The 10,949-nt window shown below is 58.9% G+C and carries 12 protein-coding genes; 4 read left to right on the forward strand and 8 right to left on the reverse strand.

Annotation, left to right across the window (positions count from 1 at the left end; all coding sequences use genetic code 11):
• The first annotated feature begins 21 nt into the window (after nucleotides 1-21).
• Nucleotides 22-444 (forward strand): OsmC family protein, encoded by a 423-nt coding sequence (locus ACZYR5_RS07505; protein ID WP_177043266.1) that lies wholly within the window; start codon nucleotides 22-24, stop codon nucleotides 442-444.
• 53 nt (nucleotides 445-497) lie between these two features.
• Here the strand turns inward: ACZYR5_RS07505 and coq7 are convergent, their stop codons facing one another.
• The 6 genes from coq7 to hemJ form a co-directional block, all read right to left on the reverse strand.
• A complete protein-coding gene (gene coq7, locus ACZYR5_RS07510; protein WP_489088496.1) occupies nucleotides 498-1,145 on the reverse strand; it encodes a 2-polyprenyl-3-methyl-6-methoxy-1,4-benzoquinone monooxygenase in 648 nt (215 codons plus the stop codon).
• A gap of 138 nt (nucleotides 1,146-1,283) precedes the next feature.
• Nucleotides 1,284-1,622 (reverse strand): histidine triad nucleotide-binding protein, encoded by a 339-nt coding sequence (locus tag ACZYR5_RS07515; protein ID WP_017128660.1) that lies wholly within the window; start codon nucleotides 1,620-1,622, stop codon nucleotides 1,284-1,286.
• An 81-nt stretch (nucleotides 1,623-1,703) separates the two neighbouring features.
• Nucleotides 1,704-2,492, reverse strand: a complete 789-nt coding sequence (locus tag ACZYR5_RS07520) for an SDR family NAD(P)-dependent oxidoreductase (protein ID WP_489088495.1) — start codon at nucleotides 2,490-2,492, stop codon at nucleotides 1,704-1,706.
• A 62-nt stretch (nucleotides 2,493-2,554) separates the two neighbouring features.
• Nucleotides 2,555-3,472 (reverse strand): DUF805 domain-containing protein, encoded by a 918-nt coding sequence (locus ACZYR5_RS07525; protein ID WP_489088494.1) that lies wholly within the window; start codon nucleotides 3,470-3,472, stop codon nucleotides 2,555-2,557.
• A gap of 81 nt (nucleotides 3,473-3,553) precedes the next feature.
• Nucleotides 3,554-4,522: an NAD(P)H-dependent flavin oxidoreductase gene (locus tag ACZYR5_RS07530; RefSeq protein WP_489088493.1), complete on the reverse strand. Its 969-nt coding sequence runs from the start codon at nucleotides 4,520-4,522 to the stop codon at nucleotides 3,554-3,556.
• 33 nt (nucleotides 4,523-4,555) lie between these two features.
• On the reverse strand, nucleotides 4,556-4,987 hold the full coding sequence (gene hemJ / locus ACZYR5_RS07535) for a protoporphyrinogen oxidase HemJ (RefSeq protein WP_489088492.1): 432 nt from the start codon (nucleotides 4,985-4,987) through the stop codon (nucleotides 4,556-4,558).
• Between the two features lie 135 nt (nucleotides 4,988-5,122).
• Between hemJ and argC the strand changes: the two genes are divergently transcribed.
• Nucleotides 5,123-6,157, forward strand: coding sequence for an N-acetyl-gamma-glutamyl-phosphate reductase (gene argC, locus ACZYR5_RS07540; protein ID WP_489088491.1), 1,035 nt, complete (start codon nucleotides 5,123-5,125; stop codon nucleotides 6,155-6,157).
• Between the two features lie 166 nt (nucleotides 6,158-6,323).
• Nucleotides 6,324-6,674, forward strand: a complete 351-nt coding sequence (erpA, locus tag ACZYR5_RS07545; RefSeq protein WP_027617200.1) for an iron-sulfur cluster insertion protein ErpA — start codon at nucleotides 6,324-6,326, stop codon at nucleotides 6,672-6,674.
• 72 nt (nucleotides 6,675-6,746) lie between these two features.
• Here the strand turns inward: erpA and ACZYR5_RS07550 are convergent, their stop codons facing one another.
• On the reverse strand, nucleotides 6,747-7,838 hold the full coding sequence (locus tag ACZYR5_RS07550) for an anhydro-N-acetylmuramic acid kinase (protein ID WP_489088490.1): 1,092 nt from the start codon (nucleotides 7,836-7,838) through the stop codon (nucleotides 6,747-6,749).
• Nucleotides 7,839-7,841: 3 nt separating this feature from the next.
• Complete coding sequence (locus ACZYR5_RS07555; protein WP_489088489.1) at nucleotides 7,842-9,260, reverse strand: peptidoglycan DD-metalloendopeptidase family protein; 1,419 nt, start codon at nucleotides 9,258-9,260, stop codon at nucleotides 7,842-7,844.
• A 209-nt stretch (nucleotides 9,261-9,469) separates the two neighbouring features.
• Here ACZYR5_RS07555 and tyrS point away from each other — a divergent pair, with 209 nt between their 5' ends.
• Nucleotides 9,470-10,669, forward strand: coding sequence for a tyrosine--tRNA ligase (gene tyrS / locus ACZYR5_RS07560; protein ID WP_489089047.1), 1,200 nt, complete (start codon nucleotides 9,470-9,472; stop codon nucleotides 10,667-10,669).
• The last annotated feature ends 280 nt before the right edge of the window (nucleotides 10,670-10,949 follow it).

Consider the following 10,949-nt stretch of genomic DNA (forward strand, 5'->3'; position numbering starts at 1 on the left):
TTTTACAGTGGAGACTCGGCGATGAAGGCACGCATCCAATGGGCTGGCGAAGCCATGTTCCTCGGTGAATCCGGCAGTGGTCACGTCGTGGTCATGGACGGTCCGCCCGAGGCCGGTGGTCGCAACCTGGGTGTCCGGCCGATGGAAATGCTCCTGCTCGGCGTGGGCGGTTGCAGCAATTTCGACGTGGTCAGCATCTTGAAGAAATCCCGTCAGGCCGTCGAAAGCTGCGAAGCCTTCCTCGAAGCCGAACGTGCGACTGAAGACCCGAAAGTGTTCACCAAGATCCATATGCACTTCGTGGTCAAGGGCCGTTCCCTCAAGGAAGCCCAGGTCAAGCGTGCCATTGAACTGTCAGCCGAGAAATACTGCTCAGCGTCGATCATGCTGGGTGCAGCCGGTGTCGCCATCACTCATGACTATGAAATCATCGAGTTGGGCTGATTCGATCGAGCAAAAGAAAGGGCGCTGATTCAGCGCCCTTTTTTGTGTGCCTATCAAATCCGGTAGGTGCTCTTGGTCATGACCTTGGCCAACAAGCTCATGCCAAATTTGACCGGCGTCGGAAAGCGGAAGCCACCGGCGTCCAGCGCACTTTCGGCGTGCTGTTCTTCGTCGATGCGCATTTGCTCGAGAATCGCCCGGGACTTTTCGTCCTCGACGGGCAGTTGCACCAGGTGTTCGTTCAAGTGCTTGCACACCTGATCTTCGGTTGCGGCAACGAAGCCCAGGCTGACTTTGTCGCTGATCAGTCCGGCGACTGCCCCGATACCGAACGACATGCCATAGAACAGCGGATTGAGAATGCTGGTGTGGCTGCCCAGTTGCTTGATGCGCTGTTCGCACCAGACCAGATGATCGATCTCTTCTTCAGCCGCGTGTTCCATGGCCGCGCGCACTTGCGGCAGCTTGGCGGTCAGTGCCTGGCCCTGATACAGCGCTTGGGCGCAGACTTCACCGGTGTGGTTGATACGCATAAGACCGGCGACGTGGCGGGTGTCCTCGTCGCTCATCTGGGCATCTGGCTGCAGGATGGCCGGCGAAGGGCGATGCGGTTGGCCGCTGAAGGGCAGCAACGTGCGCATTGCGGTGTCGGCCTGCAGTAACAGGCGATCAATGGGCGAATAGTGACGTTGGGTTGTCATGCTGACCTCCGGGGGAATCTCGGTGGGCAGTTTACCGCAATCTGTCGCGCAAGGTTTGCGCTGGGTCATTGCACTCGATCTGCGGCGTGGGTGGATAGCGAAGGAGCAGGCCCTTCGCCATCCGCGCGTCGGAACGATTCAGCCCGGCGGCCAGTTCATCTGGCGTTGACCCAACACGTGCATGTGAATGTGGTAGACGGTCTGCCCACCCAGTTCGTTGCAGTTCATCACCACGCGAAAGCCTTCTTCGCAACCCAACTCCAACGCCAGGCGCTGGGCGGTGAACAGGATATGCCCGGCCAGTGCCTTATCGTCTTCGGTCAGGTCGTTGAGGGTGCGAACCGGCTTCTTCGGGATAACCAGAAAATGCACCGGTGCCTGGGGCGCGATATCGTGGAAGGCCAGGACCTGGTCATCCTCGTAAATGATCTTGGCGGGTATTTCTCTGTTGATGATCTTGGTGAACAGAGTATCCACAGCGTTTTCTCCATGTTGATGGGCCGCACTGAGTGTACTGAACGGGATACCCATGCGGCCAACCTTTTGCATTGGCCGCGTTCAACGTGGGCAACAAGCCTTGTTGCGCATGCCGGCGATCGTGCGGGTCAGCCAGCGCGAACCCAGGCGTGGGAGGAACGCGAGCCAGCGATTGCGCCGTCCGGGAATGATGATGGCGCGGTTTTTATCCAGGGCTCGTACGGTATAGAGCGCCACTTCCTCGGGGCTCATCAATCGTCGGTTGGCGTTCAGTTTGCTGTCATCGAGCTGAGCGGTACGAAAGAATGCTGTCCGAGTCGGCCCCGGGCACAGCACCGATACCTTCACCGCACATTTTTTCAGCTCAACCCGCAGGCCTTCCGAGAAGTGCAATACGTAGGCCTTGCTGGCGAAGTAAGTGCTCATCCAGGGGCCGGGGTTGAATGCGGCTACCGAGGCCACGTTGAGAATCTGGCCGCCGCCCTGGAGCGCCATGCTGTTGCCAACGGCGTGGCAGAGGCGGGTGAGGGCGAGGATATTGACCTCTATCAGATCCTGCTCGGTCATCCAGTCTTGCGCCAGAAAGGGGCCGCAGGTCCCGATGCCTGCGCAGTTGACCAGCAGATCGATCTGCCGCTCACCTTCTTCCAACTCCAGGAGAAAACCGGACAGGCGCAACGGCTCGCCCAGGTCGCAGGCGCGAAACAGCACCTCAACGCCAAAGCGTTGGGTCAGTTCGATGGCGATGCTCTCAAGCTGATCACGTTGACGAGCCACCAGGATCAGGCTGCGGCCTCGACGCGCCAGTGCTTCGGCCATGGCCAGGCCAATGCCGCTGGAAGCACCGGTGATCAGAGCGTAACGGGTCATGCGGTTCTCCATCGCAACGGCTCGAGGCCTGTGGACAGAGAGGTCACAGGAATCGAGCGCGTTTATTCTTTTCCATAGTCTACAGGGGGCTGAACCGGTTGCGCCGCGTCATCTGCTTCAACACGGTCAGTGGCTCCACTGGTTTCGTAACTGCTGCCTACGGCACTGTCATATTCTTCGGTGAGCGTGGAGAGACCTCCGGCCAAGCCACCGACAAACATCAGTGCGATCACGACCAGCCACAGCGCACAAAGGACTTTGACCGCTGTGCTGTTGGCGGGGGCAGGGGCGCCATAGCGATTGCTGGCGGCATTCCCCGGAATCACGGCCAAGGCTATTGGAAACAGGCTGCCGATCACCGGCACCAGATTCAGGAACCACAGCCAGCCGGACCAGCCTAGATCATGCAAACGCTGCACGCTGATGGTGATATTCAAATAGAAGTAAGCCAGCACCCCGACGACACAAACAATTGCGCCCAGCACCATTTGATCGCCGGCCACTAAGGTCAATCCGAGGATGCCGGCGACGCCACCGACGACCAATAGTGCGGCGAGTGACCAGGCGAGATAGCGCAGGCGTCCGATTCGTCCCTGGACGCTGAATACCTTCAGTTCAGAGTATTCGCTATTCACCTCACCCACGGCAGACCGGGGAGGCGCGTAGGGAGAGGGGGTGTCGGCGCTTGGCGATGTTTCCGGCGGGGCGGTAGCGGTGACGACTTCGTTCAAGTCGAGCTCGATCGGGGTCTCGGCCTCGATCCGCGCTTCAATGCCGGTTTTCGACAGGGCGGCGAGATAGGTTTGCGCCTGCGCCTGGGAAAGGTCGCGTTTCAGTGCGACGGATTTACCGCTGAAGAGCCGTTCAATTGCCGTGATATCGCTTTTGAACAACTGAGCCAGATTGAGTTTTGCGGTGGTGATATCGACCCCATTCTGCAGGGTGCCATCGAAGACGATCTTGAAGCGCGAATCGCTCATGCCGGTACTTCCTTGTCGCGATAAAGCGGGCTGATTGCCCGGTTCAGGCCAGCCTGCTCCGGCTGGCCCGAGAGGTCGATGTTAGCGCGGCCAGCGCTTGGGCAATTGAGCGGCCAGTTGCTGTGCCTTGCGGTACTCGGCATCCAGCCGGGCAACCAGTTCATCCACGCTGGGCAAGTCGACGATTTCGCCGACACCTTGTCCGGCCGACCACACGGTTTTCCAGGCCTTGGCTTCATCGCTGATCGGCTTGAGCTTGTCGCCGAAGTTGATTTCACCCTTGCCTTGCAGGGCCTCGATATCGAAACCGGCATTGAGCAGGCTTTGGCGCATGAAACTGGCCGGTACGCCGGAGACCGCCGGGGTATGCACAATGTCGGCGGCTCGCGATGTCAGCAGCATTTCTTTGTAAGCGTCAGGCGCGTGACTTTCGGTGGTGCCGATAAAGCGCGTTCCAAAGTAGGCCAGGTCGGCGCCCAGCAATTGCGCAGCGAGAATTTCATGGCCGTGATTCAGGCAGCCGGCAAGCAACAGGGTTTTGTCGAAGAACTGGCGAATCTCGGCAATCAACGAGAAGGGGCTCCAGGTGCCAGCATGTCCACCGGCGCCCGCCGCGACTGCGATCAGTCCATCGACTCCGGCTTCAGCGGCTTTCTCGGCGTGGCGGCGAGTCGTCACGTCGTGGAACACCAGGCCGCCATAGCCATGAACGGTGTCCACCAGTTCCTTGACGGCGCCCAGGCTGGTAATCACGATCGGTACCTTGTGCTCGACGCAGATCGCCAGGTCCGCCTCCAGCCGCGGATTGCTCTGATGCACGATCAGGTTCACGGCATAGGGCGCGGGGTTTTCCAGCAGTGCCAGACCCGCCTCGATTTCTTCCAGCCAGGCCTTGAAGCCGCTGCTTTCGCGTTGGTTCAGCGCCGGAAAGCTACCGACCACGCCGTTACGGCAGCAGGCAAGCACCAGTTGTGGATTGGAAATCAGGAACATCGGCGCAGCCACGACGGGCAGGCGCAGGTGTTGTTCGAGCAAAGCGGGCAGCGACATTGGAAGTACCCCGAGTCAGTTCAGTCAGTAGGATTAGAACGGCCGCACAACCACCAGAATTACGATAGCCAGCAATATCAGAACCGGAACTTCATTGAACCAGCGGTAAAAGACATGGCTGCGGGTGTTTTCGCCACGGGCAAAGCGCTTCACCTGCGCGCCGCACATGTGGTGGTAGCCGATCAGCAGCACGACCAATGCCAGCTTGGCGTGCATCCAGCCACCCTGGGTGAAATAGGCGCTTGGGTTGAGGCTGATCAACCAGCCGCCAAAGATCAGCGTCGCGATCATCGAGGGGCCCATGATGCCGCGATACAGCTTGCGCTCCATCAGGCTGAAGCGCTCCTTGCTGATGCTGTCCTCGCTTTGGGCGTGATAGACGAACAGGCGCGGCAGGTAGAACAGGCCGGCAAACCAGCAGACGATGCTGACGATATGAAAGGCTTTGAGCCACAGATAGAGCATTTTTGGTTATTCCCAGGTTCACGGTAGCCCGAATAGTAGAGGCTTGAGCCTCCGTACGTCACCTTGCCGGTTGTCGCAGGGCGGGGTGAGCCCTATTATCGACGGCTTTCCAGTGGGTTCGTTGAGGGCAGGTTTATGGTCAAGGTCGGTATCGTCGGCGGCACGGGTTACACCGGTGTCGAATTGCTGCGTTTGTTGGCTCAGCATCCGCAAGCGGAAGTGGTGGTCATCACTTCTCGATCCGAGGCCGGTCTGGCCGTTGCCGATATGTATCCCAACCTGCGCGGCCACTACGACGGCCTGGCGTTCAGCGTTCCGGACATCAAGACGCTCGGTGCCTGTGATGTCGTGTTCTTTGCTACACCCCATGGTGTTGCCCATGCCCTGGCGGGCGAATTGCTGGCGGCCGGGACCAAGGTCATCGACCTGTCGGCGGACTTCCGGTTGCAGGACGCAGACGAGTGGGCCAAGTGGTACAACCAGCCTCACGGCGCCCCGCAGTTGTTGGAGGAAGCGGTGTATGGCTTGCCGGAAGTCAATCGCGAACAGATCAAGCAAGCCCGCCTGATTGCTGTGCCGGGCTGCTATCCAACCGCGACTCAGTTGGGTTTCCTGCCGCTGCTCGAAGCCGGGCTGGCCGACGCCTCGCGTCTGATCGCTGACTGCAAGTCTGGCGTCAGCGGTGCTGGTCGCGGCGCTGCTGTGGGTTCGCTGTACTCCGAAACATCAGAAAGCATGAAGGCCTATGCGGTCAAAGGTCATCGCCATCTGCCGGAAATTCGCCAAGGGTTGCGTCGTGCCGCCGGTAAGGAAGTCGGCCTGACGTTTGTTCCGCACCTGACGCCGATGATTCGTGGCATTCACTCGACGCTGTACGCGACAGTGGTCGATCGCTCTGTCGATTTGCAGGCGCTGTTCGAGAAACGCTACGCCAACGAGCCGTTTGTCGATGTCATGCCGGCAGGTAGCCATCCAGAAACTCGCAGCGTGCGAGGTGCCAACGTGTGCCGTATTGCGGTTCACCGGCCTCAAGACGGCGATCTGGTGGTGGTGCTGTCGGTGATCGACAACCTGGTAAAAGGGGCCTCGGGTCAGGCAGTGCAGAACCTGAACATCATGTTCGGCCTGGATGAGCGTCTGGGTCTGTCCCATGCGGGGATGTTGCCTTAAGCCTGGCGGCGCATAGCAAAAAGGCCCTTGAACGGGCCTTTTTGCTGTCTGTCAGCGTGATTATGTTGATTGCTATACCATAACAATAGTTGACCGCTTTTCTAGGAGAAGCGGATAATGCGCGTCATCACGCAGTATGGCGGCATAACGCCGGGAGATAGTCAGCATGAGCGTCGAATCCTTCACCCCCACGGCTTTGCAATTCACTCACGGTGCTGCGCACAAGGTGAAGAGCCTGGTCGATGAAGAGGGCAATGATCGCTTGAAGTTGCGCGTATTCGTTACGGGCGGCGGTTGTTCAGGGTTTCAGTACGGTTTCACTTTCGATGAAGAAGTGGCCGATGACGACACCATCGTCGAGCGCGAGGGCGTCAGCCTGGTTGTCGACCCGATGAGCTACCAGTACCTGGCCGGTGCCGAGGTGGACTATCAGGAAGGCCTCGAAGGTTCGCGTTTCGTGATCAAGAACCCGAACGCCACCACCACTTGCGGTTGTGGCTCTTCGTTCTCGATCTGATCGTCGCGTGCAGTAGTTGTTGTACTCAACGCCGCATGGCTCCGGGGCCTTGCGGCGTTTTGCTGTCTGGCGTCAGGCGGGGTAGATGGCGCCCAGTATCCGCAGGCCGCGAGCGCCGGTGACGCTGGGGCGATTGGCGGGGATGCCCTCGAGGCAGCAGTGCGCCAGCCAGGCAAACGCCATGGCTTCGACCCAATCCGGATCCACTCCGTAAATGGCGGTGCTGGCAACGCGGGTATCAGGTAGAAGCATGGCGAGGCGGGTCATCAGCGCGGCATTGTGTGCACCACCTCCGCAGACCAACAGTTCCTCGGTCTCGCGTTGGGCAGCTTGTAGTGAGTCGACGATCGTCAAGGCAGTCAGTTCCAGCAGCGTGGCCTGCACGTCTTGTTCAGCGTATGTCGGCAACTGCGCCAGATGCTGGGTCAGCCATTGCAGGTTGAAGACTTCACGGCCGGTGCTTTTCGGGCCTGAGGTCTGGAAGAACGGGTCGCTGAGCAGGGCCTTCAGCAAGGCCGCTTCGACTTGGCCGCTGGCCGCCCATTGGCCGTCACGGTCGAAGGTTTCACCACGTTGCTGATGAATCCACGCATCCAGCAGAACGTTGCCCGGGCCGCAATCAAATCCCGCTACCGGTTTGCCCGTTTCGATCAGGCTCAGGTTGCTGAATCCGCCCACGTTGAGCACTGCGCGATTGCCCGTGCGCTCTCCAAACAGCGCTTCGTGAAAGGCCGGCACCAGTGGCGCACCTTGTCCACCGGCTGCCACGTCACGGCTACGGAAGTCGCTGACGACCGTGATACCGGTGAGTTCTGCGAGCAGGGCGGGGTTGCCGATCTGCACTGTGAAGCCGCGCGCAGGTTCGTGGCGAATGGTCTGCCCGTGGCTGCCGATTGCCTGGATGTCTTCAGGATGGAGTTGCTGTGCTGCCAGCAGGCTGTTGATGCCCTGGGCGGCGAGGGTTACCCAGTGTTGCTGGGCAATGGCGGAGCGGGCGATCTCGTCCGGTCCACTCGCACACAGCCCCAGCAACTCGGAGCGTAGGGCTTCAGGCATGGGGGTGTAGTGGGTTGCCACCAGCCTGAGCGTGGTGGTGTGTTCAATCAACGCGATGTCCAGCCCATCCAGGCTGGTGCCGGACATCACCCCCACATAAAGCGCCATGGCTTAACGTTTGCTCGAAGCGAGCATGGTGGCCTTTTCTTGATCCATGCGCGCCATGAGTGGCTGGCTCTGCTGCAGGAAGCGCGCTCGCTCGCCCTTGGCAATTGGATCAGCCATTGGCAGTTTCTGTCCCAGTGGGTCGACGTGTACGCCGTTGACCTGGAACTCGTAGTGCAAGTGCGGGCCGGTCGACAGGCCGGTGGTGCCGATGTAGCCAATGACCTGGCCCTGCTTGACGCTGCCGCCAGTCTTCACACCCTTGGCGAAGCCTTGCATGTGCCCGTACAGCGTGCGGTAGGAGTTTCCGTGCTGAATGATCACGGTATTGCCATAGCCGCCACGCCGACCGGCCAGCAGCACTTTACCGTCGCCGGCGGCCTTGATCGGTGTGCCACGCGGGGCGGCGTAGTCGACACCTTTGTGGGCGCGAATTTTGTTCAGAATCGGATGCTTGCGGCCCATCGAGAAGCGCGAGCTGATACGGGCGAAGTCCACCGGAGTGCGGATGAACGCCTTGCGCATGCTGTTGCCATCTGCGGTGTAGTAGCTGCTGTTGCCTTGTTTGTTGGTGTAACGCACGGCGGTGTAGGTTTTGCCGCGGTTGGTGAAGCGTGCCGAGAGGATAGGGCCGTTGCCAACAGCCTTGCCGTTGACCACTTTCTGTTCGTAGATCACGTCAAACTCGTCGCCCTGGCGAATATCCTGGGCGAAGTCGACGTCGTAGCCAAACACGCTGGCCATGTCCATGGTCAGGCTGTGGGACAGGCCGGCGCGTGCTGCGGACTGCGAAAGCGAACTGTTGATAACCCCGTGTACATAGGCGGTGCGTACGGTCGGCTTGGCGGTTGTGCGGGTGAACGCATAACCCTTGGCGTTCTTGCTCAGGCTGATGCTGTCGAGGTCGCTGATCTTGCTGTGCAGGGTGTTCAACTGGCCGTCTGGGCCAAGTTCAAACTCGAGCTTCTGGCCGTGTTTGAGTTGGGTGAACTGCTTGGCTTGCTTGTCGCTTGCGAGGATTTCGCTGACTGCCGAGGAGGGCAGGCCGACTTTCTCGAACAGGGTCGAAAGGGTGTCACCCTTGGCGACGATGACCTCTCTATGGCTGGCAGCCTTTTTCTCTTCAATGACGGGAGCAGGGGCTGCTTGCGCAGTTTGCTGGACTTTATCGGTGCTGTTTTCGATCTGCGCGAAGGGCGACTCCACCGGCTCATTTGTGGCTTGGACGGCCTCGGCAGCGTCTTGATCTTGTGTCAGTTGTTCAACAGGGCTTTCCAGCTCAAGGCTCAGCGTGGTTTTTTTGGCTTCGACGTCACTGGATGGAAACACCAGGAGTGCGAGGCTGAGCAGGGCGGCGATGCCACTTGCGGCCAGCAGGTGGGTCTTCGGATAAAGCGGCGGCGCTTTAGACGGTTCTGTGGTCATAGGTAATTTGACTTTGGAAAAGATGAAATGGAAAAGATGAATGACATGATGAAGATGAAATAACTGTATAAAATATAACCAAATCATCTCTTAAGCAAGCCGCGAGTGCTCTGTTCGTGGAATGCTGTCCGTGCGCCGGGCAAAACTTGTATTTGGTGCGCGATCTTGTATGGTTGGTCCCCTTTGAATCTGAGCCTTGCGGGTCTGTTATGAAGTCGGTTGAAGAGCAGCTAGCGCTGATCAAACGTGGTGCGGAAGAATTGTTGGTCGAGTCCGAGCTTGTCGAAAAGCTCAAGCGCGGCCAGCCGCTGCGTATCAAGGCTGGCTTTGACCCGACGGCACCCGATCTGCACCTTGGGCATACGGTGCTTATTAATAAGCTGCGTCAGTTTCAGGAGTTGGGCCACCAGGTGATCTTCCTGATCGGCGACTTCACCGGGATGATCGGTGATCCGAGTGGCAAGAGTGCTACTCGTCCGCCGCTGACGCGCGAGCAGGTTCTGGAAAACGCCGAGACCTACAAGACTCAGGTGTTCAAGATTCTCGACCCGGCCAAGACCGAGGTCGCGTTCAACTCCACCTGGATGGACGCGATGGGGCCGGCGGATTTCATTCGTTTGACCTCCCAGTACACCGTCGCTCGCATGCTCGAGCGTGATGACTTCGACAAGCGTTACTCGACCAATCAGTCGATCGCGATCCACGAGTTCCTCTATCCGCTGGTGCAGGGCTACGACTCGGTTGCCTTGCGTGCCGACGTGGAGTTGGGCGGCACCGATCAGAAGTTCAACCTGCTGATGGGGCGTGAGTTGCAGCGCGGTTACGGTCAGGAAGCTCAGTGCATTCTGACCATGCCGCTGCTTGAAGGTCTGGATGGCGTGAAGAAGATGTCCAAGTCCCTGGGCAACTATGTCGGCATTCAAGAAGCGCCTGGTGTGATGTACGGCAAGCTGGTGTCGATTCCGGATGCATTGATGTGGCGTTACTTCGAGTTGCTCAGCTTCCGCTCGATGGATGAGATCAACGCGTTGCGCGCTGATGTCGAGGCGGGTGCAAACCCGCGTGACGTCAAGATCAAGCTGGCGGAAGAAATTGTCGCGCGTTTCCATGGTGAAGAGGCCGCGGCCAATGCTCACCGTGCGGCGGGCAATCGTATGAAGGATGGTGAGCTGCCGGATGACCTGCCGGAGATCGAGCTGACTGCAACTGAAGACATGCCGATTGCTGCTGTGCTCAATCAGGCGGGCCTGGTGAAGAACTCGGCGGTCGCGCGTGATCTGTTGGGTTCCGGCGGTGTACGTGTTGATGGTCAGGTGGTTGATCGCTCCTTTATATACGTACTTGGCGCAACCCATGTTTGCCAGGCGGGCAAGAAGGCATTTGCGCGGATTACGCTCAAATCTGCGTAAAGCTTGAATTAGGGGTTGACGGCGAATTGTAAGTGTCTATAATTCGCCCCACTTCCGGCGCAGTCGAAACGGAAAACTCCTTGGTAAACAACGAGTTACGCAGTTTTCGGCAGTCAGTGTTTCAGGTCATCGAAGCACGAAGGAAGTTGAAAGAGAGGTGTTGACAGCAGCGTGTAACGCTGTAGAATTCGCCTCCCGCTGACGAGAGATCGAAAGCGCAAGTGGTTGAAGTTGTTAAGGATTCCTTGAAAACTTCTGAAAATAATCACTTGACAGCAAA

The sequence above is a fragment of the Pseudomonas sp. F007 genome, assembly GCF_057814275.1.

Excerpts from the sequence above, each read along its gene's own strand:
- ACZYR5_RS07505 (WP_177043266.1), top strand. The coding sequence starts at position 22 with ATGAAGGCACGCATCCAATGGGCTGGCGAAGCCATGTTCCTCGGTGAA.
- coq7 (WP_489088496.1), bottom strand. The coding sequence starts at position 1,145 with ATGACAACCCAACGTCACTATTCGCCCATTGATCGCCTGTTACTGCAG.
- ACZYR5_RS07520 (WP_489088495.1), bottom strand. The coding sequence starts at position 2,492 with ATGACCCGTTACGCTCTGATCACCGGTGCTTCCAGCGGCATTGGCCTG.
- ACZYR5_RS07525 (WP_489088494.1), bottom strand. The coding sequence starts at position 3,472 with ATGAGCGATTCGCGCTTCAAGATCGTCTTCGATGGCACCCTGCAGAAT.
- ACZYR5_RS07530 (WP_489088493.1), bottom strand. The coding sequence starts at position 4,522 with ATGTCGCTGCCCGCTTTGCTCGAACAACACCTGCGCCTGCCCGTCGTG.
- hemJ (WP_489088492.1), bottom strand. The coding sequence starts at position 4,987 with ATGCTCTATCTGTGGCTCAAAGCCTTTCATATCGTCAGCATCGTCTGC.
- argC (WP_489088491.1), top strand. The coding sequence starts at position 5,123 with ATGGTCAAGGTCGGTATCGTCGGCGGCACGGGTTACACCGGTGTCGAA.
- erpA (WP_027617200.1), top strand. The coding sequence starts at position 6,324 with ATGAGCGTCGAATCCTTCACCCCCACGGCTTTGCAATTCACTCACGGT.
- ACZYR5_RS07550 (WP_489088490.1), bottom strand. The coding sequence starts at position 7,838 with ATGGCGCTTTATGTGGGGGTGATGTCCGGCACCAGCCTGGATGGGCTG.
- ACZYR5_RS07555 (WP_489088489.1), bottom strand. The coding sequence starts at position 9,260 with ATGACCACAGAACCGTCTAAAGCGCCGCCGCTTTATCCGAAGACCCAC.
- tyrS (WP_489089047.1), top strand. The coding sequence starts at position 9,470 with ATGAAGTCGGTTGAAGAGCAGCTAGCGCTGATCAAACGTGGTGCGGAA.